We start from the raw sequence: 23,768 nt of genomic DNA on the forward strand, positions 1-23,768 counted from the left end.
TCTTTTTTCTTTTTACATCCCCTTTTTTTGCATTAAAATTGTAGTATTGTTATCGTTTAGTTAGAAAGAGCGTAGTTTTCTATGAGAGAATTGATTTCAATATAAAAGGAGTTATTTATTATGTTGTTTGATACACATTCACATTTAAATGCAGAGCAATTTGAAGAAGATTTACCGGAAGTTATCGCGAGGATGAAAGAAGCGGGAGTTACCTATACAGTTGTTGTTGGATTTGATGAAGTAACGATAAAGAAAGCCATTGAATTAGCAGAGGCCTATGATTTTATTTACGCTGCAGTTGGATGGCATCCCGTTGATGCAATCGACATGAATGAAGAACATTTAGCTTGGTTAGAAGAATTAGCTGCCCACCCTAAAGTAGTTGCAATTGGAGAAATGGGATTAGATTATCACTGGGATAAGTCTCCAAAAGAAATACAGAAGGAAGTATTCCGTAAACAAATTGCATTAGCGAAAAAGGTGAAATTACCGATTATTATACATAATCGCGATGCAACTCAAGATATTGTTGATATCCTAGAGGAAGAGAATGCAGCTGAAGTAGGAGGCATTATGCATTGCTTTAGCGGTAGTGTAGAAGTAGCGCAGCGATGTGTCGATATGAACTTTTTAATTTCATTAGGTGGGCCAGTAACATTTAAAAATGCCAAGAAACCGAAAGAAGTTGCTATGGAGATTCCGTTAGAAAAATTATTGATAGAGACAGATTGTCCATATTTAACACCACATCCATTTCGAGGGAAACGAAATGAACCGAGTTATGTAAAACTGGTAGCAGAAGAAATTGCGAATTTAAAAGGAATTTCTTATGACGAAGTAGCACAAATAACAACAAAGAATGCCAAAGCCTTATTTGGTGTTGAATAAAAAAGAATGGGGAGTCCCATTCTTTTTTTGTTTTTTGAGAAGAGAGATAATAGAAATGATAAGAACCCACTATTTACTCATAACATAAGTTTAGAAATATTGCGGATAAATTAAGATGGAGATAGAAGTGTTACAATAAGGATAGTGAACAAAGATTTTTCTCTTCTACTTTTTAAAATGTAAGATTGGGAAAATAATAATGGAAAAGTCGTCATTTTTTTGTTTTACTAAGTAGAGATGAAACGAGTGTGGAGGCAAGTATGAAAATTAAAGAGATTATCGTTGTAGAAGGTAAAGATGATACAGTTGCGATTAAACGTGCTGTTGATGGAGATACAATCGAAACGAACGGTTCAGCAATCGGTGATCATGTTATTGAGCAAGTTAAATTAGCGCAGCAAAAACGAGGCGTTATTATTTTCACAGATCCAGATTATCCTGGAGAGCGTATTCGAAAGATTATTTCTGACAAGGTTCCTGGATGTAAGCATGCTTTTTTACCGAAGGAAGAAGCACTTGCGAAAAGGAAGAAAGGCGTTGGAATCGAACATGCTTCTAATGAGTCGATTCGCCGTGCTTTAGAGAATATACATGAAGAAATGGAAGCTTACACAAGTGAAATTAGTTGGAGTGATCTAGTCGATGCGGGCTTAGTGGGCGGAGAAATGGCAAAGAGTCGCAGAGAAAGAGTGGGTAAGCTATTAAAGATTGGTTATACAAACGCAAAACAGTTACATAAACGTTTACAAATGTTTCAAGTTTCAAAGGAATCATTTGCAGAAGCTTATAAGCAAGTAATACAGGAGGAAAAAAAATGAAGGATATCGCAACACCAAATCGTACGAAAGACATTGTTGAAAAGTATGGATTTTCATTCAAAAAAAGTTTAGGACAAAATTTTTTAATTGATACAAATGTATTAAATCGTATCGTTGATCACGCAGAAATCGGTTCAGAAAGTGGCGCAATTGAAATTGGACCAGGTATCGGTGCGTTAACAGAGCAATTGGCGAAGCGTGCTAAAAAAGTAGTGGCTTTTGAAATTGATCAGAGATTATTACCAATTTTAGACGAGACGTTAGCTCCATATAGCAACGTTACAGTTATAAATAAAGATGTACTAAAAGCAGATGTACATGAAGTGTTTAGTGAGCAATTTGAAGAAGGGCAAGATGTAATGGTAGTAGCTAACTTACCATACTATATTACAACGCCAATTTTATTTAAATTGCTTGAAGAAAAATTACCGGTTCGTGGATTTGTTGTTATGATGCAAAAAGAAGTTGGGGATCGTTTAGCTGCTAAACCAGGAACGAAAGAGTATGGTTCTTTATCAATTGCCATTCAGTATTATACAGAGGTAGAAACAGTTATGACTGTACCGCGTACAGTGTTTGTGCCACAACCAAATGTTGATTCTGCGATTATCCGTCTTCTAAAGCGTCCTAAACCAGTTGTAGAAGTGACAGATGAAACTTTCTTCTTTGAAGTAGTACGAGCAAGTTTCGCACAGCGTCGTAAAACTTTAATGAATAACTTATCAAATAATTTAAATGGTTTCCCGAAAGATAAAGAGCTGTTGGATCGAATTTTAACAGAGGTAGGAATTGATCCGAAGCGAAGAGGCGAAACGCTATCTATCGAAGAGTTTGCAACATTAAGTAATGCATTAATTCTTCATAAATTGTCATAAGAATATGAAAGGGACAGTTCAACTTGAGCTGTCCCTTTTGTCACCTTTCCTTTCCTAAATTCATACTTTAAAAACAGGTAAGATGGCCTAACGAGTTTGGAGGTAGGAGAATGGCTTTACATGTTGGAGAATTAGTTGAACGATATTCTCATAATAGGGATATTCTTTTTCGTATTATAGAAATAAAAGGCGATATGGCAATATTATTTGGAGAGGAAATTAGACTTGTGGCGGATGCACCACTTGCAGATTTAGTTAGTATAGATCAACGAGAACATAAAAATAGAGTGAAGCGTGAAAAAGAAACGATGGAGCGTACTTACCGGTTGTTTCAGCAAGATTACGTGTTGATGAAACAAAGACATGAACATAATTCAACTGGTGGATATACAAGTGAAGTGAATTATTTTCAAATGCCAGGGCGTGTATTGCATATAGATGGAGATCCTTTATATTTGCGCAAGTGCTTAGATTTATATAATAAAATAGGCGTTCCTGTTCAAGGTATTCATTGTAAGGAAACGGAGATGCATGAAAAGGTAGTAGACTTAATAGATCATTTTCGCCCAGACATTTTAGTTATTACAGGACATGATGCCTATACAAAGTCAAAAGGAGTTATGGGAGATTTGGCAGCATATAGACATTCTAGACATTTTGTACAGGCTGTTCGAGAAGTGCGGAAAAAGTATCCATCATTAGATCAACTCGTTATTTTTGCTGGGGCTTGTCAATCACACTTTGAGGCGTTGATTCGAGCAGGTGCTAATTTTGCTAGTTCACCGTCTAGAATTAATATTCATGCGCTAGATCCGGTATATGTAGTTGGCAAAGTTAGTTTCACCTCATTTATGGAAAGAGTCAATGTATGGGACGTTGTGCGTAATACAATTACTGGTGAAAAGGGACTAGGCGGAATTGAAACAAGAGGGATTTTACGAACGGGATTACCTTTTCAACATTATGATGAATGAGCAAGGTACATACGTATCTTGCTTTTTTATGTGGAAATGATTTAAATGAATCTGGATAAAAAGCGACAAGAATGTGCAGACTATACAATGATACTTGTACAATATAGTATTTCTTCTATCTATTCGAACGCATGATGCTTTTATAATAATATTGTCTGTAAATTGCGGTTAATAATTGGGATAGATATATCGTGTTTTAAGTGTTCAATCTAAATTACAGCGAGGTGTAGCAAGGTATATGTCAAAACGTTTAGATGAAATTAAAAGCGAATTAGATCACCATCTTGGACAGCGACTTGTATTAAAGGCGAATAGTGGAAGAAGAAAAACTGTGGAGCAATCGGGTGTACTTGCAGAAACGTATCGTTCGGTGTTTGTTGTACAGTTAGATCAGCAAGAAGATGCATTGCAACGTGTATCTTATAGTTATGCAGATGTTTTAACAGAGACAGTAGAGTTAACATTTTACGATGAACCTCATAATGAAGCATTTTATAATTAATGTGTTGTTTGTTACATATATTCCCATAAATGAAAAGCTATATTATTTTGCATACTAATTATACCGTAGCAAAATAAGGAGGGACTCTGCATTGAGTAGACGAAGAGGAGTCATGTCAAATCAATTTAAAGAAGAGCTTGCAAAAGAGCTTGGCTTTTATGATGTTGTTCAGAAAGAAGGATGGGGCGGAATTCGTGCGAAAGATGCTGGTAATATGGTGAAACGTGCTATAGAAATTGCAGAACAGCAATTAATGAAACAAAACCAGTAGTTGTAAGATACTTTCTATGCTGCGGTAGCCGAGGAGAGATTCCTCGGCTTTTTGCACGCTAAAAGGTGCCATCATTTGACATAAGTAGTTTCATTCTGAATGCTTTTCGTTATAATTAGGGAAGTGTCATCGTCTTACTATAAATTTGTGGTAAAATAAACGATAAAAGATTGAGTACATAGAGTGGGTGAATAGATTGAAGCTACTAGTGAAAGCACCAGCAAAGATTAATCTGTCGTTAGATGTACTGGGAAAAAGACAAGATGGATATCATGAAGTGAAAATGATTATGACAACAATCGACTTAGCAGATCGTTTAGAGCTAATGGAATTAGCAGAAGATCGTATTGAAATTTTGTCTCATAATCGGTATGTCCCAGACGACCAACGCAACTTAGCTTATCAAGCAGCGAAATTATTAAAAGAGAAGTTTAATGTGAAAAAAGGTGTATCTATTACTATTGAAAAAACGATTCCAGTAGCAGCTGGATTAGCAGGTGGAAGTAGTGATGCAGCAGCGACATTACGTGGCCTTAATAGGTTATGGGATTTAGGGCTTACAATTAAGGAATTAGCAGAGCTTGGCGCAGAAATTGGATCAGATGTATCGTTCTGTGTATATGGCGGAACTGCAATTGCCACTGGAAGAGGAGAGAAAATTGAACATATAAAGACTCCACCTTCCTGTTGGGTTATTTTAGCAAAGCCCCACATTGGTGTATCTACTGCTGATGTGTATGGGAATTTAAAATTAAATCGTGTTACACATCCAAATGTAGATAAAATGGTTGAAGTCATTAATGACGGGGACTATAAAGGGATTTGTGATACTGTTGGTAACGTTTTAGAAGATGTGACGTTTGTGATGCATCCTGAGGTTGCACGTATTAAGGCGCAGATGAAACGATTTGGTGCGGATGCCGTATTAATGAGTGGAAGTGGCCCAACTGTATTTGGTCTTGTACACCATGATTCGCGAATGCATCGTATATATAACGGTTTAAAAGGATTTTGCGAACAAGTATATGCAGTTCGTTTATTAGGAGAGCGAGAAACGCTTGAATAAAGACGTATAATACGGTATGATTTGTTTAGAATATTCGTGATTTGAGGTGAGAGTATGAAAATTAGACGAAGTACAAGATTGGTCGATATGACTTATTACTTGCTACAAAATCCTCGTCAGCTAGTTTCTCTCACTTTTTTTGCTGAAAGGTATCAATCGGCTAAATCTTCCATTAGTGAAGATCTAGTTATTATTAAGCAAACGTTTGAACAACAAGGGGTCGGCACATTGCAAACGATACCAGGAGCAGCAGGAGGAGTGAAATATATTCCCTATATAAGTGAAGAAGAGGCAAATCTGATTATTAATGAGCTTTGTAGCTTATTTGAAAACCCAGACCGTATTTTGCCTGGCGGTTACTTATATATGACGGATCTTTTAAGTAATCCTCGCCAGATTAATGGCGCAGGTCGTTTATTTGCTTCTGTTTTTGCTAGGCAACCAATTGATGCGGTTATGACGGTAGCGACAAAAGGAATTCCGCTTGCTTATGCAGTAGCGAACTACTTAGATGTACCGGTAGTAATTGCGAGAAAAGATAATAAGGTAACAGAAGGACCCACTGTTAGTATTAACTATGTATCAGGTTCCTCTAAGCGAATCCAAACGATGACTTTAGCAAAGCGTAGCCTTCCAGAAGGATCCAATGTTTTAATTATTGATGACTTTATGAAAGCTGGCGGAACCATTCAGGGCATGATGAGCATGCTAGAAGAGTTTAAAGCTAATGTTGTTGGAATTGGCGTATTAGTAGAGTCTACGGATATTGAAGAAAGACTTATTAATAACTTTGTATCATTAATTCGTCTGTCAGAAGTTGATGTGAAAGAAAAAGCGATTCAAGTGGAAAAGGGAAATTATTCACTTGCACCATTTGATAAAGGGCTTGTAGAGGCTGAGTAAAAAGGTAAAGCAGATAGCTTTACCTTTTTTTATTCCTATTTATAAATTACAAAATAGATGGACAAACTGCCTTTGGTACACTATTTTTAAAGAGTAAAAATAAATAATAAAAGGGTGAAAAGTATGAAAGTTGTTCAAACAAGCAAAGCACCACAGGCAATCGGACCATATTCACAAGGGATTATTGTGAATAATATGTTCTATAGTTCAGGACAAATTCCGTTAACGGCAAGTGGAGAACTTGTAACAGGAGATGTAACAGTACAAACAGAGCAAGTATTTGAAAATTTACAAGCGGTATTAGCAGAAGCAGGTGCTTCATTTGATACAGTGGTAAAAACAACAGTATTCTTAAAGGATATGGATGATTTTAATGCTGTTAATGAAGTATACGGTTCTTATTTCTCTACTCATAAACCAGCGCGTTCTTGTGTACAAGTGGCAAAATTACCGAAAGATGTTTCTGTTGAAATCGAAGTAATTGCCCTAGTTAAGTAACTCTTTGTAAGCGATAACCTCTACTAATCCTTATATTCAACTAACTTAAAAATTTTTATCTTAAAAATTTTTAAAAAATTAAAGGGAAAATAGAAATTTTGTGGAATTTATACAAATATATCGCTTATTTAGAAAAGGGTGGTGAACACAAGATGGAAGTGACTGACGTAAGATTACGCCGCGTAAACACAGAAGGCCGCATGAGAGCAATTGCCTCTATTACTCTAGACCATGAATTTGTTGTTCATGATATTCGTGTAATTGATGGTAATAATGGATTATTTGTAGCAATGCCAAGTAAACGTACTCCAGATGGAGAATTCCGTGACATTGCACATCCAATTAATTCTAATACACGCTCTAAAATTCAAGATGCGGTTTTAACAGAGTATCACCGTTTAGGCGAGTTAGAAGAGGTTGAGTTTGAAGAAGCAGGCGCTTCGTAAAATTCGAATGAAAAGGGCTTTTGAAAGAAAGTCTTATAATTTTGTAGCAAACTCCTGTAAGCATTTACAGGAGTTTGTTTTTTTTTTGAATAATACACGTTTCTAATTGTAAAATTCATATTTTGAAAAAATAAAGATGAAAAACTTCTAATTTTTTCAAAATCATTTAAAATAGTATAGCTTATTCCTTAAAAAAGATACTAAAGAGTAAAACATCTTATAAGAATTATGGTAAAATTTAATAGTTATAATGTGTTTCTTGAAATATATGATGATTTAGGATAATATCGTTAATGGATAAATAGGTTGCGATGGAGGGTCTATATGTCAAACAGATTTGCAGTGATTCTAGCTGCAGGTAAAGGCACACGTATGAAGTCCAAGCTATACAAAGTGCTGCATCCTGTATGTGGAAAACCAATGGTACAACATGTAGTCAATGAAGTATCTCAATTAGGATTGCAGAAACTTGTAACAGTCGTTGGACATGGTGCTGAAAAGGTACAAGAACAGCTAGGAAACGTAAGTGAGTTTGCATTACAAGCAGAACAACTTGGTACAGCTCATGCTGTCGATCAAGCTGCAAGTGTACTTGCAAATGAAGAAGGAACAACTTTAGTTATTTGTGGTGATACACCCCTAATAACTGCTGAAACGATGGAAGCATTGCTTCAGCAACACGAAGAAGCGGGAGCAATGGCGACGGTACTAACAGCGTACATAGAAGAGCCTGCTGGATATGGCCGTATCGTTCGTAATGAGAATGGTCATGTTGAAAAGATTGTTGAGCATAAGGATGCAAATGAAAAAGAATTAGCTATTAAAGAAATCAATACAGGTACGTATTGTTTTGATAATAAAGCTTTATTTGCTTCACTTTCTAAAGTTTCAAATGATAATGTACAGGGCGAATATTACCTTCCGGACGTTATTGAAATTTTAAAAAATGAAGGTCATATTGTATCAGCTTATCAAACAGAGCACTTCGATGAAACGTTAGGTGTTAACGACAGAGTCGCTCTATCGCAAGCGGAAATTATTATGAAAAATCGTATCAACCGAAAGAACATGGTAAATGGTGTTACAATTATTGATCCAAGTAACACATACATTTCTGCGGATGCAATTATTGGTAGTGATACAGTTCTTCACCCAGGAACGGTTATTGAGGGGAACACTGTAATTGGTTCTGATTGTGAAATTGGACCGCATACAGTAATTCGCGATAGTGAAATTGGAGATCGTACGGTAATTCGTCAATCTACTGTACATGACAGCAAACTTGGTACAGAAGTATCAGTTGGTCCATTTGCACATATTCGCCCAGATTCAGTTATTGGAGATGAAGTGCGCGTTGGAAACTTCGTAGAAATCAAAAAAACTGTTTTTGGTAATAGAAGTAAAGCTTCACACTTAAGTTATATCGGGGATGCACAAGTTGGAGAAGACGTGAATCTTGGTTGTGGTTCAATTACGGTGAACTACGACGGCAAGAATAAATTTAAAACTGTAATTGGTAACGGGGTATTTATTGGATGTAATTCAAACCTTGTTGCTCCTGTAACAGTTGAAGATGGTGCTTATGTGGCAGCAGGCTCTACAATAACAGAGAATGTTCCATCAAAAGCATTATCAGTAGCACGTGCACGTCAAGTTAACAAAGAAGACTATGTTGATCAATTGCTGAATAAGAAAAAATCATAATGTGGAGGGTTAATCTAGATGTCGACTCAATATCTAAATTCTAATTTGAAAGTATTCTCTTTAAACTCTAATAAGGAACTTGCTGAGCAAATCGCAAAGCATATTGGAGTAGGACTAGGAAAATGTTCTGTTGATCGTTTTAGTGATGGAGAAGTTCAAATTAACATTGAAGAAAGTATCCGTGGTTGCGATGTATTCATTATTCAATCTACAAGCTTCCCAGTAAACGAACATATCATGGAATTGCTTATTATGATTGATGCATTGAAACGTGCATCTGCAAAAACAATTAATATTGTTATTCCTTACTATGGTTATGCGCGTCAAGACCGTAAAGCGCGTTCTCGTGAACCAATTACATCGAAACTTGTAGCAAACTTGCTTGAAACAGCAGGTGCAACTCGTGTAATCACTCTAGATTTACATGCTCCACAAATTCAAGGATTCTTTGATATCCCGATCGACCACTTAATGGGTGTACCGATTCTTTCAGATTACTTTGAAGCAAAAGGCCTTAAAGATATCGTAATCGTATCTCCTGATCACGGTGGTGTAACGCGTGCTAGAAAAATGGCGGATCGCCTAAAAGCGCCAATCGCTATTATTGATAAGCGTCGTCCTCGTCCGAATGTATCGGAGGTAATGAACATTATCGGTAACATCGAAGGCAAAACAGCAATTTTAATTGATGACATCATTGATACAGCTGGTACAATTACATTAGCGGCAAACGCTCTTGTTGAGAACGGTGCTTCTGAAGTATATGCTTGCTGTACACACCCAGTATTATCTGGCCCAGCAATTGAGCGTATTCAAAATTCGAATATTAAAGAGTTAGTTGTAACGAACTCTATCGTATTACCAGAAGAGAAGAAAATTGATAAAGTACATGAACTTTCAGTTGCTCCATTAATCGGAGAAGCAATCATTCGTGTATACGAAGAAGAATCTGTAAGTGTATTATTCAATTAATTGGATAGAATGAGACGTAACCAAGCTTGGTTACGTCTTTTCGTATCGAAAAAAGAAAGTAGTGGTACAAGAATGAAATTAATAGTAGGACTTGGGAACCCAGGTAGAGAATATGAATTAACAAGGCATAATATTGGATTTATGGCGATCGATGAACTTGCAAAGCGTTGGAGTATTTCTTTGAATGAGCAAAAGTTTAAAGGAGTATTTGGTGCAGGCTTTGTTAATGGGGAAAAAGTAATCTTACTAAAGCCACTTACATATATGAATTTATCTGGGGAAAGTATCCGTCCGCTCATGGATTATTATAAAATTGATGTTGAGGACTTCATTGTTATGTACGATGATTTAGATATTCCTGTAGGTAAGTTACGCCTTCGCATGAAAGGTAGTGCGGGTGGACATAATGGTGTGAAATCAACAATTTCACATTTAGGAACACAAGAATTTCAACGTATACGTATGGGAATCGATCGTCCGAAAAATGGGATGAAAGTAGTGGATTACGTATTAGGACGTTTTACATCTGAAGAAATATCTGGCGTTAATCAATCCATTGAAAATGCAGCAGATGCATGTGAGGAATGGTTAAATAAACCTTTTCTCCAAATCATGAATACTTTTAATAGTTAAGCGCACAATCTGGAATATTTTATTTTGTTTTATCCCATACTAGTAGCAATTGGATATTTAGGAGGCTAGTATGGAAGGTTATTATTACTGTAGACATTGCGGAAGTAATGTGGGCTCCATTATCGCAGAAAAAGTATATAGCGACGTTTTGTTTCAACTAACAGAGCAAGAAGTAGTGGATATGATTCATTTTCATGAGAATGGAAATATATATATAAAAACGATTTGTGAATCGTGTCAAGAAACACTCGCATCTTATCCTGAGTATTATGAATATGAAAAATTTCTGCAATAAAATGTTGTCGCTTTGGCATGTCCAAAGCATTTTTCTGTTTTCTTTTTCCAAAATATTTGCATAAAATATAGTAACTTGCTCTTTATGTTGAGAGGAGTTTTGAAAATGATAGGTTTATTAGAGCAATTTTATAAAAATGAAGAAATACAATCGGTTATTAATGGGCTAGAAAATGGGTTGAAAGAACAACTTGTATCGGGTATGGCAACATCCTCTCGTTCATTATTAATGGCAGCTTTATATAAAAAAACAAAGCAATCACAGCTTATTGTGACGCACAATTTATACCAAGCACAAAAAATACATGAAGATTTAGTGGCGTTACTTGGTGAAAAAGATGTTTGGCTATATCCGGTAAATGAATTGATAGCATCGGAAGTTGGTGTTGCAAGTCCAGAATTGAAGGCGCAGCGTATTGAAGTGTTAAATCGCTTAGCTGCGGGAGAGAATGGGATTATTGTAGCGCCAGTTGCAGGGCTGCGTAGGTTTTTACCAATAAAAGAATTATGGAAGCAAAGGCAAATTGAAATCAATCTAGGGCAAGAGATTGATTTAGATGCACTCTTGCATACCTTACATCACATTGGCTACGAGCGTAAGTCGATGGTAGAAGCCCCAGGAGAGTTTAGTTTGCGCGGGGGAATATTAGATATTTACCCATTAACTGAAGAATTACCATTTCGTATTGAATTCTTTGATACACAGGTTGATTCTATTCGATTATTTGATGTGGAAGAACAGCGCTCTCAAGATAAAAGGGAAAGTGTTCGGTTTGGTCCGGCAACAGAGTTTTTATTTTCACAGGAAGAATTGAAATCGGGAATTAAGCATCTTGAAGAAGGTTTGACTAAGACGATGCAAAAGCTTTCCGATGATAAATTAAAGACTGCTGTGCTTGAGACGGTTAGTCATGAAATTGAAATGTTGAAAAACGGGCAAAGTATAGAACAAATGTTTAAATATTTATCTATTTTCTATAAAGAACCTGCTAGTCTGATAGATTATTTACCAGAAAACGGTGTTGTAATTTTAGATGAGATTTCCCGTATTCAAGAAACAGCATCACATCTTGAAACAGAAGAAGCGGAATGGTATATCTCACTTCTTGGCGAAGGGACAATTATTCAGGATTTATCTTTCTCTCACTCATTTGAGGAGTTTCTTCATAATAAAAAAAGAAGTTTTGTATATTTAACGTTATTCTTACGCCATATAACACACACACATCCTCAAAATATTGTGAATGTGACATGTAAAACGATGCAAGATTTCCACGGACAGATGCAGTTGTTAAAAACTGAAATTGATAGATGGAATGAAGGGCATTTTACGACCGTTGTGCTTGGAACAGATGATGAACGTGTAAAAAAACTACAACATATTTTAAGTGATTATGATATTGATGCAGACATTGTAGAGGCCACAGATGTCTTATTGCCTGGAAGGTTACAAATTGCTGTAGGTGATTTACATGCAGGCTTTGAAATGCCGATGCAAAAGTTTGTTGTCATTACTGAAAAAGAGCTTTTTCATAAGAAGGTTAAAAAATCACAACGTAAGCAAAAGTTATCTAACGCTGAACGTATTAAAAGTTATTCGGAATTAAAAGTTGGAGACCATGTAGTTCATGTAAATCATGGTATAGGTAAATTTTTAGGTATTGAGACATTAGAGATTAATGGTGTTCATAAAGATTATTTAAATATTAAATATCAAGGTAATGATAAGTTATACGTTCCAATTGAACAAATTGATCAAGTGCAAAAATACGTAGGGTCTGAAGGTAAGGATCCAAAAGTTTATAAATTAGGCGGAAATGATTGGAAGAAGGTCAAAACGAAAGTTGAAAAATCTGTACAAGACATTGCAGATGACCTAATTAAATTATATGCCGAGCGTGAAGCCTCGAAAGGTTATGCATATACACCAGATACGGCAGAACAACAGGAATTTGAATCTTCTTTCCCATATCAAGAGACAGAGGATCAATTACGTTCTATTGAAGAGATTAAGAAAGATATGGAACGCGGACGTCCGATGGATAGGCTTCTTTGTGGCGACGTAGGATATGGAAAGACTGAAGTAGCTATTCGTGCGGCATTTAAAGCAATTATGGATGAAAAACAAGTTGCGATTTTAGTACCGACAACAATCCTTGCACAACAACACTATGAAACAATTCGAGAGCGTTTTCAAGATTATCCGATTAATATAGGGTTACTAAGTAGATTCCGCACACGAAAACAACAAAATGAAACGATTAAAGGTTTAAAAGATGGAACGGTAGATATTGTAATCGGAACGCATCGTATTCTATCTAAAGATGTTACGTATAAAGATTTAGGACTTCTCATTATTGATGAAGAACAAAGATTCGGCGTTACACATAAAGAAAAAATTAAACAATTGAAAGCAAATGTTGACGTGTTAACATTAACGGCAACTCCGATTCCACGTACACTTCATATGTCTATGCTTGGTGTGCGCGATTTATCTGTTATTGAGACACCACCAGAGAATCGTTTCCCAGTACAAACATATGTAGTAGAGTATAATCCAGCGTTAATGCGAGAAGCGATAGAGCGAGAGTTGGCAAGAGGCGGTCAAATTTACTTCCTATATAACCGTGTGGAGGATATTGAAAGAAAAGCAGATGAAATTTCGATGTTAGTTCCAGATGCTCGTGTAACATACGCACATGGGAAAATGAATGAAGGTGAATTAGAGTCTGTTATGCTATCGTTTTTAGAAGGGCAGCATGATGTTCTTGTAAGTACAACAATTATCGAGACGGGTGTAGATATTCCGAATGTAAATACATTAATTGTATTTGATGCAGATCGTATGGGATTATCGCAGTTGTATCAGCTTCGTGGGCGTGTTGGACGTTCTAATCGCGTCGCGTATGCCTACTTTGCATACAAACGTGATAAAGTGTTATCGGAAGTTGCAGAGAGGCGTCTGCAGGCAATTAAAGAGTTTACAGAGCTTGGATCTGGTTTCAAAATTGCGATGAGAGACTTATCAATTCGTGGTGCGGGTAATCTGTTAGGGGCAGAACAACATGGATTTATTGATTCTGTCGGATTTGATCTATATTCTCAAATGTTAAAAGATGCAATTGAGCAACGTAGAGGAACAGATGGAGTTGAAAATACCGTTAATGTTGAAATTGATTTAGAAGTAGATGCATATTTACCGGATGCGTATATTTCAGATAGTAAACAAAAAATTATGATGTATAAACAATTTAGAGGTATTTCTGCAATTGAAGATATTGAAGAGTTGCAGGAAGAGATGATCGACAGATTTGGTGATTACCCACAAGAAGTTGGTTATTTATTACAAATTGCAAACATTAAAGTGTTGGCGATGAAAGAACAAATTGAGTTAATTAAGCAAAATAAGTTTGAAGTAACATTCCTGTTTTCTGAACAAGCGAGCCAAAATATAGATGGTGGAAAATTATTCATGCTAGGAAGTAGTTTTGGTCGTATGATCGGTCTTGGTATGGAGGGGTCACAATTGAAAATTGTGATGAAAACGAATGGATTAGAGACATCGAAATGGTTAACAATTGCTGAAAATTTATTAAAAGGCTTACCAGATGTAAAAAAAGAAGTAATAAATGCCTAATATAAGATAAAAAATACAATTCGACGTGCATAGAAGAACTAATGTGTAAAATACTATGTTTAATAGTTGGTGATTTTTACATGAACAGGTAAATTCACCACTTTGATCATCAGTAGAAAGTGAGGCAGCATTAGAATGAAAGCAACTGGAATCGTACGTCGAATTGATGATTTAGGCAGGGTAGTAATCCCAAAGGAAATTCGTAGAACTTTACGTATTCGAGAAGGGGACCCACTAGAAATATTTGTTGATCGCGATGGAGAAGTCATTTTAAAGAAATATTCTCCGATTAGTGAACTAGGTAATTTTGCAAAAGAATATACGGAAGCTTTATATGATAGCTTAGGACATAATGTGCTTGTATGCGATCGTGATTCTATTATCGCAGTAGCAGGCGTATCTAAAAAAGAATACTTAAATAAAAGTGTTGGCGATTTAATTGAGAAGACAATGGAAGAGCGCAAGTCTGTAATTATGACAGATGAAAGTGAAATTTCAATTATTGATGGAGTAACAGAAAAAGTCAGCTCCTATACAATTGGCCCGATTGTTGCGAATGGGGATCCAATTGGAGCTGTTGTTATCTTCTCTAAAGAGGCTATTATAAGTGAAGTAGAGCATAAGTCAGTAAATACAGCTGCAAGCTTTTTAGCGAAACAAATGGAGCAGTAGTGAAGTGTAATTTCTATAAGTAGCAATCTTTCCTAATTATGATATTTCTATTTGAGAAATTAACTATTTGGAGATATAAGCATTGAATGAAGGTAGCGCTTTGCTACCTTTTTTCATTGAGTATTTTTGCTGTTGAAAGAAGTCAGTGAATGTAAGGAATATGAAGGAGAGACAGTTTTTCTTTGTGATATAATACGAGGGGTGAGAATAGAAAAAGGAGTTTTCTTGTATGGAAGCGAAGAAGTACCAAGCCTTTTGGCGTGGGGCTATTATATTAACAATCGCAAGTTTTGTTACAAAGGTATTAAGCGCTTTTTACCGTATTCCATATCAAAATATAGCGGGTGATGTTGGTTTTTATATTTACCAACAAATTTATCCATTTTATGGATTTTGTTTAATTTTAGCCACTTATGGGTTTCCCATTATTATTTCAAAAATGGTCGCAGAAAGATTAGAACGAGGAAAACAAAAAGAAGCAGAAGAAATTATTTGTGTATCTTTTTGGTTTTTATTGGGAATTGGATTTATAGGTTTTTTCACATTATTCTTTGGGGCCGAAACAATTGCATCGGCTATGGGCGATATACATTTAGATAAATTATTACGTGTTATTTCGTTTTCATTCCTACTAATGCCATTTTTATCTGTAGCGAGAGGATATTTTCAAGGATTCAATAATATGATGCCGACGGCTGTTTCGCAAGTAATTGAACAAGCGATTCGTGTTTCTATTATTGTATTTTTATCACTATTCCTTATTGCTCATGGATTTGATTTATATACAGTTGGTGCGGGTGCTATGCTAGGTTCAATTGCAGGTGGGCTTATTGGGATTATCGTACTTTTACTTTATATGCGTCATGATTTCCATGCGATTTTCTTTAAAAGTTGGAAGAGAATTGGAGATAAAAAAAGGATTATTCGAATCCTTTTTTGGCAGGGATTAGCGATTTGTGTTAGTAATTTAGTCCTTATTTTTATACAAATGGCGGATTCTATTTCCTTTTATACTTTGCTTATTCGTGCGGGAGAGCAAGTTGAAAATGCGAAGGTACTAAAAGGTGTTTATGATAGAAGTATCCCGCTTATGCAATTAGGTACTGTTGTGACAACTTCTTTCTCATTGTCACTTATTCCTATTATTACAGCGGCGAAAGAAAGAGGAGATCTTTCATTTATTCAAGAAAAGGTAAAGTTAGCAATGAAAATAACATTTGTTATTGGATTTGCAGCTGCTATTGGATTAACTTGTATTATTCAACCTACGAATATTATGTTGTTTGAAAATAGTGATGGATCAGATGTGTTATCGATTTTATCTTTATCTATTTTATTTAGTTCATTGTCAATTACAACTGCTTCTATTTTGCAAGGAGTGGGACAAACATTAAAACCAGCAATATTCGTTGTATTTGGAGGTTGTTTGAAGCTAGCTTTAAACTATATATTAATGCCGTATTTTGGTGTAAAGGGAGCTGCAATTGCAACTTTAGTTGCGCTTATTGTAATTGCCTTGCTAAATAGTGTGTTACTTATGCGAGCTGTATCGGAGCCGCTTATTGATAGGCGGAATATGTTAGGTGTGGCTATTAGTGGTATCGGTATGGGGTTTGTATTAATAATCTTTATGCGTATATTGCGAATGTCTGGATTAGTAATTGATACAGGACATAGAGGGATTGCGACGCTTGAAGCGCTGTTAGGTGTAGCTATCGGCGGATTAGCATATATGTTTTTAATTTTAAAATTACGTGTATTTACAAAAGAAGAATTAGGAACCGTTATGAAACAAGAGAAAAAAGAAGGTTCATTGAAGAAGAGTGGATAGAGGTGACTGGTTGTGAGTGGAATTATTACTATTTTAGGATTAGGTGCTGGTGAGTTAGATCAGTTAACGATGGGCGTATATCGAAAGATAAAAGAAGCGGACCATATGTTTGTTAGAACGAAGGAACACCCAGTTATAGAAGAATTGGAGCAAGAAGGTATAAAGTATACAGCCTTTGATAATGTATATGAGGCACATGATACATTTGAAATCGTATATGAAACAATCGCGAATACATTGCTAGAACAAGCGAAAGGTGCAGAAATTATTTATGCTGTTCCAGGTCATCCGCTTGTAGCAGAAAGAACAGTTCAGCTACTTTTGGAAAAAGGAGAAGTAGCAAATATTGAAGTGCGAATTGAAGGTGGACAAAGTTTCCTTGATCCAATGTTTGCAAGTCTAAAAATTGATCCGATTGAAGGATTCCAATTAATTGATGCTACATCATTTGAAAGAGGACAATTAGAATTACGTCAACATTTAATCTTTTGCCAAGTGTATGATGCGTTCGTTGCTTCAGATGTGAAACTGATGTTAATGGAGATGTTGCCAGATGATTATGAAGTGTATATCGTAACAGCTGCAGGAACTTCATTTGAGCAAGTAAAAAAGGTACCGTTATACATGTTAGATCATGAAACGGAGTTAAATAATTTAACGAGTGTATATGTACCCCCGGTTAAGGAACGTGCGTCTTTGTATCAGCAGTTTGATGTGCTTAGAGCAATTATTGCGGAACTGCGTGGACCGAATGGTTGCCCGTGGGATAAAAAGCAAACTCATCAATCTTTAAAGAAATACTTAATTGAAGAAGCGTATGAAGTGCTAGAAGCAATTGATGAAGAGGATGATGATCATTTAGTAGAAGAACTGGGTGATATATTATTACAAGTTATGCTTCATGCTCAAATTGGAGAGGATGAAGGTTGGTTCTCTATAGATGATATTATTCGGACTTTAGCTGAGAAAATGGTTCGTCGTCATCCGCATGTGTTTGGGAATACGGATGTAAATAATGCTGATGAAGTGATTGCAAATTGGGAAGAAATTAAAAAACAAGAAAAGGGATTCGTGAAAGAATCTGTTTTAGCGGGTATTCCAAAAAGCTTGCCACAGCTAATGCGTGCTTATGAAATTCAGAAGAAAGCTGGAAAGGTTGGATTTGATTGGGTTGATGTGCAGCCGATGATAGAGAAGGCCTTAGAAGAATGGCAAGAATTCCAACAAGAAGTTGTAAACATGGATGAGAAAAAGATGTTAGGTGAATTTGGTGATTTACTATTTGCATTTGTTAATATAGCTCGTCATTATAAATTAGATCCAGAAGAAGCGTTACGTTCAACTAATGAGAAATTTATGGCTCGATTTTTATACATGGAAGCAAAAGTAGCTGAAATGAATAAGGAAATGCAAGATTTATCATTAGAACAGTTAGATATTTTATGGGAAGAGGCAAAACAAACAGAGCGTTAATAGGGGGATTTGATATGCGTCTAGATAAATTTTTGAAAGTATCACGTTTAATTAAAAGAAGAACATTAGCAAAAGAAGTGTCTGACCAAGGAAGAATTTCGATTAATGGCCAAGTGGCAAAAGCGAGTTCAGATGTGAAGGTAGAGGATGAATTAACAATTCGTTTCGGGCAAAAAATAGTAACTGTGAAAGTAAATGAATTGAAAGAAACAACTAAAAAAGAAGATGCAGCAAACATGTATAGTCTCGTTCGTGAGGAAAAAGTGAAAGCGGAAGAAGGCTTGTTCTAAAATAGGTTATCCCTTCATACATTACTATTAGCTAGTATAAAGCTATGGGGGGATTTTCGTGAATAATGGTTACTCACCTATGTCTTCTAATCAACAAAATGTTTCTGTAGAGCATGATATTATCATGCGTGGCAGGCGTGTAATCGATATTACTGGTGTAAAGCAAGTAGAGAGTTTTGATAGCGAAGAGTTTTTACTTGAGACTGTAATGGGTTTTTTAACAATTCGTGGTCAAAATTTGCAAATGAAGAATTTAGATGTAGAAAAGGGTGTTGTATCAATTAAAGGGAAAGTTCATGAAATGCTGTATATTGATGAGAACCAAGGGGAGAAAACTAAAGGCTTCTTTAGTAAGTTGTTTAAATGAGCCTAACAATTCAGTTGTATACAATGCTTTCAATGATTGGAATGGGTGCTTGGATTGGTGCTTCTTTAGATACATACCAACGGTTTTTAAAACGCCAAGAGCGTAAACGTTGGCTTGTATTTATACAGGATATACTATTTTGGATTGTCCAAGCATTATTCGTTTTTTATGTATTACTGCGTGTGAATGAAGCCGAACTACGTATATATGTATTTTTGGCATTACTATGTGGTTTTGCAGCATATCAAAGCTTATTGAAAGCACTATACATGAAGATGTTAAATTTTCTCATCTATATTTTTGTGCAAACAACACAATTTTTTGTTCGAATTATACAGCTACTCATGATAAAACCTGTTATTATTATAGCGCAGCTATTTATTGCATTTATATTATTCTTATTTCGTATACTGCTTTCAATTGGACATGTGTTATGGAAAATGGTGATTTGGATATTACTTTTCATATGGAAAGTTTTTTTCTCGCCTGTTCGATTTATTGCTTCGCTCATATGGAAACTTCTCCCTAATCGTGTTAAACTTTTTATAATGAAGCATGTAGGGTTCCTGCAATATGTAGCAAAATTGAAGGGACATATCTTCCAATTATGGGAGCGTATAAAAAAGAAGTTAGGGGGACCTCGGAAATGAGGGAACTGAGACAAAGAACAATCGAAAAACAGAGTCCAAATCCTGTTAAAGAACATATAATACAAACGGATGAGAACAGGAAGCGACTTTATCGCCGTTTAGCGGTTTTTCTTGTCTTTGCTTTTACAATTATTGCTAGTATTAGTGTGACGTTTTATCAACAAAACAGTTCCATTAAAGCAAAAGAAGCAAAAGTTAAGGACATGAAAAAAGAACTGAATTCATTAACGAAAAAAGAAAAGAATCTAAAAGATGAAGTTCAAAAGTTGAATGATGAAGAGTACGTTTTAAAGATTGCTAGAAGGGATTATTTCTTCTCCGGAAAAGGGGAGATAATTTTTCCTGTTTCTAAGTAGAGTATGTCTTATTGACACTACATTTTAGGATTATATATAATAAAGTAAAATTTGACTTTTTAACCACTAAGGAGGAGCATTTTTTTTATGTCAATCGAGGTAGGCAGCAAGTTACAGGGTAAAGTAACAGGTATTACAAATTTTGGGGCTTTTGTGGAGCTGCCAGAAGGCTTAACAGGTCTTGTTCATATTAGTGAAGTTGCTGATAATTATGTGAAAGATATTAACGATCACTTAAAAGTAGGCGACCAAGTAGAAGTAAAAGTTATCAATGTTGAAAAAGATGGCAAAATTGGCCTATCTATTAAGAAAGCGAAAGAACGTGAAAAAACAGAAGGAGATCGTCCGCGTGGTGAATACCAACGTGGTGGTGATCAACAACGTTCTGGACGTCCACAACGTAATAATCGTTCTTCCAACAGAGATAACCGCGGTGGCGGTAACGAACGCGCTCCAAAAGAAACATTTGAGCAAAAGATGGCACGCTTTTTAAAAGATAGTGAAGATCGTTTAACTTCTTTAAAGCGTAACACAGAATCTAAACGTGGTGGCCGTGGCGCACGTCGCGGATAATAAGTCCGTTTAATTCTTAACATATAGAGAGGTACCCAGAGTAATTACTCGGGTACTTTTTTATGTGAGAGAATATATTTTTAAAAAAGTTTTTGAGATGTGTTGACTTTAAAACGTATCTGATGTAAGATACTAATTGTCCGTTAAATACGACGACATGGCGGTGTAGCTCAGCTGGCTAGAGCGTACGGTTCATACCCGTGAGGTCGGGGGTTCGATCCCCTCCGCCGCTATATTTAATTTAACGGCCCGTTGGTCAAGTGGTTAAGACACCGCCCTTTCACGGCGGTAACACGGGTTCGAATCCCGTACGGGTCATCTAAAAAGATCATGCAAATTTGCATGATCTTTTTTTGTTAAATATAAATTAAGACGTACAATACTTCTACAAAATCACCCTATATTTTCTGAACATTCTTTCAACTCTCTTTGAATAAATTAAATACTATGTATATATGTAGATTTATTTCGAATAAAAAGTCGAACGATTATAAAAGTCAAAACTGTTGTTTTGACAAAAATTCCAAAAATCATCTTTTATAATAACAGTAATTAAACTATGCAGGTGGTGTTAAAAATATGCCTAAAGCAGGAAGGAATACTATGAACACAAGTGCATTGGCGATGAATGAAAGTCAGCTTGGAACAATAAAGTGGACGAGTAAGTTGCGAATGAAGTTTGAACAAGTTTTCTTTAGATGGGGATTCATTATTGCTGTTATTGGTTTTCTTTTGGGACGAGCATATATATTAACAAACATTTTACCGTTTGCATTGCCGTTTTTTGCTGCTGTTTATGTTATGAAGCGAGATAAAATGCCGCTCGCGTTCTTAGCCCTAATGGGGGGAGCACTTTCAGTTTCAATAGACAATTTATTTTTTACTTTTGCATCTATCTTTACCTTCTTTATTTATAATATCTTCTTTAGTCGGTTTACACGTAAAACTGTTGGACTTGTACCATTCCAAGTATTTATCTCCGCATTAACCGCACATTTAGTTGTTGTATATTTTGCACAGCAAACCGTCACCATGTATGATCTGCTCGTCAGTACGATCGAAGCGGGGCTTAGCTTCGTATTAACGATGATATTTTTACAAAGTGTTCCGCTTTTAGTTGAAAGGAAAGGGAAGCAACAAGCGTTAGAAACAGAAGAAATTGTTTGTTTAATTATATTACTAGCATCTGTTTTAACGGGCACAACGGATTGGTTTGTTTATGATGCTTCTATTCAACATATTTTCACTAGATATTTAGTATTAGTATTTGCCTTTATTGCAGGGGCAGCTACAGGGTCAACAGTAGGGGTTGTCACTGGGTTAATATTAAGTTTAGCGAATGTGGCTAGCTTGTCTCAACTTAGTCTTCTTGCCTTTTCAGGATTGCTTGGGGGATTGTTAAAAGAAGGGAAGCGTATAGGAGTTAGTTTAGGTTTATTAATTGGTACAAGCTTAATTACATTATATGTAGACAAGCAAACAAGTATTGTAACAACTTTAATTGAATCTGGTGTAGCAATTGTTTTCTTCTTATTAACACCGAAGCTTGTTATGGATCGTATTGCTAAATTTATGCCAGGTACACAGGAGCATTCACAAGATCAACAACAATATTTAAGAAGAGTGCGCGATGTTACAGCAAACAAAATCAATCAATTTGCTAATGTATTTGCTGCTTTGTCCAATAGCTTTTCTGTATATGGGTATGTGGAGGAGGAAGATAAAGAAACAGAAGCTGATTTATTTTTAAGTACAATTACTGCAAAAACATGTCAAACATGCTTTAAGAAGGATCAATGTTGGGTAGTTAATTTTGATAAAACATACGATTATATGAAACAAATAATGAGTGAAACAGAAGAAGGAACACTGCAGCATAATCGGAAGTTAGTTCGTGAATGGGACAAGCATTGTGTGAGAGGGAAGAAAGTAACGGATTTAGTAGCGGGTGAATTAGATCACTTCTATGAGGGGCAGAAATTAAGAAAACAAATGAAGGAAAATCGTAGAATTGTAGCGGAGCAATTACTAGGTGTATCAAAAGTGATGGAGGATTTCGCTAAGGAGATACAACGAGAAAGAGAGAACCATCAAGCACAGGAGGAGCAAATTTTACAAGCGTTTCGTGATTTTGGTGTCGAAGTGGAGCATGTTGATATTTATTGTTTAGATAGAGGAAGTATTGATATTGAAATGTTGATTCCGGCTGCATCTAATGAACATGGGGAATGTGAGAAGTTGGTTGCTCCAATGCTTTCAGATATTTTGAAAGAGAATATCGTCGTTAAGCATGAAGAGAAATCCTCATATCCAAATGGGCACAGTTTAATATCATTTGGTTCAGCGAAGACGTATTCTCTTGATACAGGATTGGCCACAGCTGCAAAAGGTGGTGGGTTTGTTTCAGGTGATTCCTACGCGATGATGGATTTGAGTGTTGGTAAATATGCACTTGCGATTAGTGATGGTATGGGAAATGGACAAAGGGCTCATATGGAGAGTAGGGAAACGGTAAAATTATTACAAAAGATACTTCAATCAGGTATTGATGAAGAAATAGCGATTAAGTCCATCAATTCGATTCTTTCTTTAAGGACGACAGAGGAGATGTATACAACGCTTGACTTGGCTATGGTAGATTTACGGGATGCGAGTGCGAAGTTTTTAAAGATTGGATCGACACCGAGTTTTGTTAAACGCGGAAATAATATTTTGAAAATTGAGGCAAGTAATTTGCCGATGGGAATCATTGAAGATGTTGAAGTTGATGTGGTTGGTGAGCAATTAAAAACGGGTGACCTTCTTATCATGATGAGTGACGGCATTTTTGAGGGAGCGCAACATGTGGAGAATCACGAATTATGGATAAAACGTAAAATTAAAGAACTACAAACAGAGGATCCACAGGAAATTGCTGATATTATTATGGAAGAAGTAATTCGCTCTGGTGATGGTTATATAAATGATGATATGACTATTGTGGTGGCGAAAGTAAAGAAAAATATGCCGAAGTGGGCTACGATTCCAATAGTAGGAATGCAGGCGCAATAAAATAATCAAAAAACCTAGGTAGAT

General features: G+C 35.9%; 24 protein-coding genes and 2 tRNA genes. All 26 read left to right on the forward strand.

All coding sequences use genetic code 11. The features are described 5' to 3' along the window. The first annotated feature begins 120 nt into the window (after positions 1-120). The 26 genes from EXW56_RS00230 to spoIIE all read left to right on the forward strand — a co-directional run bounded on the left by EXW56_RS00230 (position 121) and on the right by spoIIE (position 23,744). Positions 121-888: a TatD family hydrolase gene (locus tag EXW56_RS00230; protein ID WP_002107291.1), complete on the forward strand. Its 768-nt coding sequence runs from the start codon at positions 121-123 to the stop codon at positions 886-888. Positions 889-1,148: 260 nt separating this feature from the next. Then, positions 1,149-1,706, forward strand: a complete 558-nt coding sequence (gene rnmV / locus EXW56_RS00235) for a ribonuclease M5 (RefSeq protein WP_002107292.1) — start codon at positions 1,149-1,151, stop codon at positions 1,704-1,706. Beyond that, positions 1,703-2,581: a 16S rRNA (adenine(1518)-N(6)/adenine(1519)-N(6))-dimethyltransferase RsmA gene (gene rsmA / locus EXW56_RS00240; RefSeq protein WP_002091590.1), complete on the forward strand. Its 879-nt coding sequence runs from the start codon at positions 1,703-1,705 to the stop codon at positions 2,579-2,581. The genes rnmV and rsmA overlap by 4 nt, the downstream gene beginning before the upstream one ends. Positions 2,582-2,691: 110 nt before the next feature. Further along, complete coding sequence (yabG, locus tag EXW56_RS00245; protein ID WP_002107293.1) at positions 2,692-3,555, forward strand: sporulation peptidase YabG; 864 nt, start codon at positions 2,692-2,694, stop codon at positions 3,553-3,555. A gap of 238 nt (positions 3,556-3,793) precedes the next feature. After that, positions 3,794-4,057: a biofilm formation stimulator Veg gene (veg, locus tag EXW56_RS00250; protein WP_002107294.1), complete on the forward strand. Its 264-nt coding sequence runs from the start codon at positions 3,794-3,796 to the stop codon at positions 4,055-4,057. A gap of 91 nt (positions 4,058-4,148) precedes the next feature. Continuing rightward, positions 4,149-4,328, forward strand: a complete 180-nt coding sequence (gene sspF, locus EXW56_RS00255; RefSeq protein ID WP_001985066.1) for an acid-soluble spore protein SspF — start codon at positions 4,149-4,151, stop codon at positions 4,326-4,328. A 196-nt stretch (positions 4,329-4,524) separates the two neighbouring features. After that, on the forward strand, positions 4,525-5,394 hold the full coding sequence (gene ispE, locus EXW56_RS00260; RefSeq protein ID WP_141558735.1) for a 4-(cytidine 5'-diphospho)-2-C-methyl-D-erythritol kinase: 870 nt from the start codon (positions 4,525-4,527) through the stop codon (positions 5,392-5,394). Between the two features lie 54 nt (positions 5,395-5,448). After that, entirely contained in the window at positions 5,449-6,297 is an 849-nt protein-coding gene (purR, locus tag EXW56_RS00265; protein ID WP_002107297.1) for a pur operon repressor, read from the forward strand. A gap of 123 nt (positions 6,298-6,420) precedes the next feature. Beyond that, entirely contained in the window at positions 6,421-6,795 is a 375-nt protein-coding gene (locus EXW56_RS00270) for a RidA family protein (RefSeq protein ID WP_000869819.1), read from the forward strand. A gap of 152 nt (positions 6,796-6,947) precedes the next feature. After that, the gene (gene spoVG / locus EXW56_RS00275) at positions 6,948-7,241 is read left to right on the forward strand and encodes a septation regulator SpoVG (protein WP_000454042.1); all 294 of its coding nucleotides are present in this window, start codon (positions 6,948-6,950) and stop codon (positions 7,239-7,241) included. Positions 7,242-7,565: 324 nt separating this feature from the next. Beyond that, on the forward strand, positions 7,566-8,945 hold the full coding sequence (gene glmU, locus EXW56_RS00280; RefSeq protein WP_002091584.1) for a bifunctional UDP-N-acetylglucosamine diphosphorylase/glucosamine-1-phosphate N-acetyltransferase GlmU: 1,380 nt from the start codon (positions 7,566-7,568) through the stop codon (positions 8,943-8,945). An 18-nt stretch (positions 8,946-8,963) separates the two neighbouring features. Then, positions 8,964-9,917, forward strand: coding sequence for a ribose-phosphate diphosphokinase (locus tag EXW56_RS00285; protein ID WP_002091580.1), 954 nt, complete (start codon positions 8,964-8,966; stop codon positions 9,915-9,917). Positions 9,918-9,989: 72 nt separating this feature from the next. Further along, positions 9,990-10,550 (forward strand): aminoacyl-tRNA hydrolase, encoded by a 561-nt coding sequence (gene pth / locus EXW56_RS00290; protein ID WP_002144538.1) that lies wholly within the window; start codon positions 9,990-9,992, stop codon positions 10,548-10,550. A 70-nt stretch (positions 10,551-10,620) separates the two neighbouring features. Beyond that, complete coding sequence (locus EXW56_RS00295) at positions 10,621-10,845, forward strand: anti-sigma-F factor Fin family protein (protein ID WP_002091576.1); 225 nt, start codon at positions 10,621-10,623, stop codon at positions 10,843-10,845. Between the two features lie 105 nt (positions 10,846-10,950). Next, positions 10,951-14,481 carry a transcription-repair coupling factor gene (gene mfd, locus EXW56_RS00300; RefSeq protein ID WP_002107298.1) on the forward strand — a complete coding sequence of 1,177 codons (3,531 nt, stop codon included), beginning with the start codon at positions 10,951-10,953 and terminating at the stop codon, positions 14,479-14,481. Between the two features lie 135 nt (positions 14,482-14,616). Beyond that, positions 14,617-15,153: a stage V sporulation protein T gene (gene spoVT / locus EXW56_RS00305; protein ID WP_000648312.1), complete on the forward strand. Its 537-nt coding sequence runs from the start codon at positions 14,617-14,619 to the stop codon at positions 15,151-15,153. A 229-nt stretch (positions 15,154-15,382) separates the two neighbouring features. After that, positions 15,383-16,984, forward strand: a complete 1,602-nt coding sequence (locus EXW56_RS00310; protein ID WP_002107299.1) for a putative polysaccharide biosynthesis protein — start codon at positions 15,383-15,385, stop codon at positions 16,982-16,984. 12 nt (positions 16,985-16,996) lie between these two features. Then, positions 16,997-18,457 (forward strand): bifunctional methyltransferase/pyrophosphohydrolase YabN, encoded by a 1,461-nt coding sequence (gene mazG, locus EXW56_RS00315; protein ID WP_070138646.1) that lies wholly within the window; start codon positions 16,997-16,999, stop codon positions 18,455-18,457. A gap of 14 nt (positions 18,458-18,471) precedes the next feature. Then, positions 18,472-18,747 carry an RNA-binding S4 domain-containing protein gene (locus EXW56_RS00320; protein ID WP_002009677.1) on the forward strand — a complete coding sequence of 92 codons (276 nt, stop codon included), beginning with the start codon at positions 18,472-18,474 and terminating at the stop codon, positions 18,745-18,747. A 58-nt stretch (positions 18,748-18,805) separates the two neighbouring features. Then, positions 18,806-19,114, forward strand: a complete 309-nt coding sequence (yabP, locus tag EXW56_RS00325) for a sporulation protein YabP (protein WP_001059101.1) — start codon at positions 18,806-18,808, stop codon at positions 19,112-19,114. After that, positions 19,111-19,764: a spore cortex biosynthesis protein YabQ gene (yabQ, locus tag EXW56_RS00330; RefSeq protein WP_002107301.1), complete on the forward strand. Its 654-nt coding sequence runs from the start codon at positions 19,111-19,113 to the stop codon at positions 19,762-19,764. The genes yabP and yabQ overlap by 4 nt, the downstream gene beginning before the upstream one ends. After that, positions 19,761-20,120, forward strand: coding sequence for a cell division protein DivIC (gene divIC, locus EXW56_RS00335; RefSeq protein WP_002107302.1), 360 nt, complete (start codon positions 19,761-19,763; stop codon positions 20,118-20,120). Before yabQ ends, divIC begins: the two co-directional genes overlap by 4 nt. 87 nt (positions 20,121-20,207) lie before the next feature. Continuing rightward, a complete protein-coding gene (locus EXW56_RS00340; protein ID WP_002009683.1) occupies positions 20,208-20,693 on the forward strand; it encodes a S1 domain-containing RNA-binding protein in 486 nt (161 codons plus the stop codon). Positions 20,694-20,852: 159 nt separating this feature from the next. Then, positions 20,853-20,926, forward strand: a tRNA-Met gene (locus EXW56_RS00345). A gap of 13 nt (positions 20,927-20,939) precedes the next feature. Further along, a tRNA-Glu gene (locus EXW56_RS00350) sits at positions 20,940-21,011 on the forward strand. Between the two features lie 261 nt (positions 21,012-21,272). Next, positions 21,273-23,744, forward strand: a complete 2,472-nt coding sequence (gene spoIIE / locus EXW56_RS00355; protein WP_002107303.1) for a stage II sporulation protein E — start codon at positions 21,273-21,275, stop codon at positions 23,742-23,744. The last annotated feature ends 24 nt before the right edge of the window (positions 23,745-23,768 follow it).

It is taken from the genome of Bacillus mycoides, from assembly GCF_018742245.1.
In the GTDB taxonomy this organism is placed as follows: Bacteria; Bacillota; Bacilli; order Bacillales; family Bacillaceae_G; genus Bacillus_A; species Bacillus_A cereus_U.

Bases quoted from the DNA above. Each gene is read 5' to 3' on its own strand.
- EXW56_RS00270 (WP_000869819.1), top strand. From the start codon at position 6,421: ATGAAAGTTGTTCAAACAAGCAAAGCACCACAGGCAATCGGACCATAT.
- rsmA (WP_002091590.1), top strand. From the start codon at position 1,703: ATGAAGGATATCGCAACACCAAATCGTACGAAAGACATTGTTGAAAAG.
- purR (WP_002107297.1), top strand. From the start codon at position 5,449: ATGAAAATTAGACGAAGTACAAGATTGGTCGATATGACTTATTACTTG.
- EXW56_RS00310 (WP_002107299.1), top strand. From the start codon at position 15,383: ATGGAAGCGAAGAAGTACCAAGCCTTTTGGCGTGGGGCTATTATATTA.
- spoVG (WP_000454042.1), top strand. From the start codon at position 6,948: ATGGAAGTGACTGACGTAAGATTACGCCGCGTAAACACAGAAGGCCGC.
- EXW56_RS00295 (WP_002091576.1), top strand. From the start codon at position 10,621: ATGGAAGGTTATTATTACTGTAGACATTGCGGAAGTAATGTGGGCTCC.
- spoIIE (WP_002107303.1), top strand. From the start codon at position 21,273: ATGCCTAAAGCAGGAAGGAATACTATGAACACAAGTGCATTGGCGATG.
- yabG (WP_002107293.1), top strand. From the start codon at position 2,692: ATGGCTTTACATGTTGGAGAATTAGTTGAACGATATTCTCATAATAGG.
- glmU (WP_002091584.1), top strand. From the start codon at position 7,566: ATGTCAAACAGATTTGCAGTGATTCTAGCTGCAGGTAAAGGCACACGT.
- mfd (WP_002107298.1), top strand. From the start codon at position 10,951: ATGATAGGTTTATTAGAGCAATTTTATAAAAATGAAGAAATACAATCG.
- rnmV (WP_002107292.1), top strand. From the start codon at position 1,149: ATGAAAATTAAAGAGATTATCGTTGTAGAAGGTAAAGATGATACAGTT.
- EXW56_RS00320 (WP_002009677.1), top strand. From the start codon at position 18,472: ATGCGTCTAGATAAATTTTTGAAAGTATCACGTTTAATTAAAAGAAGA.
- veg (WP_002107294.1), top strand. From the start codon at position 3,794: ATGTCAAAACGTTTAGATGAAATTAAAAGCGAATTAGATCACCATCTT.
- EXW56_RS00230 (WP_002107291.1), top strand. From the start codon at position 121: ATGTTGTTTGATACACATTCACATTTAAATGCAGAGCAATTTGAAGAA.
- yabQ (WP_002107301.1), top strand. From the start codon at position 19,111: ATGAGCCTAACAATTCAGTTGTATACAATGCTTTCAATGATTGGAATG.
- spoVT (WP_000648312.1), top strand. From the start codon at position 14,617: ATGAAAGCAACTGGAATCGTACGTCGAATTGATGATTTAGGCAGGGTA.
- EXW56_RS00340 (WP_002009683.1), top strand. From the start codon at position 20,208: ATGTCAATCGAGGTAGGCAGCAAGTTACAGGGTAAAGTAACAGGTATT.
- divIC (WP_002107302.1), top strand. From the start codon at position 19,761: ATGAGGGAACTGAGACAAAGAACAATCGAAAAACAGAGTCCAAATCCT.
- pth (WP_002144538.1), top strand. From the start codon at position 9,990: ATGAAATTAATAGTAGGACTTGGGAACCCAGGTAGAGAATATGAATTA.
- EXW56_RS00285 (WP_002091580.1), top strand. From the start codon at position 8,964: ATGTCGACTCAATATCTAAATTCTAATTTGAAAGTATTCTCTTTAAAC.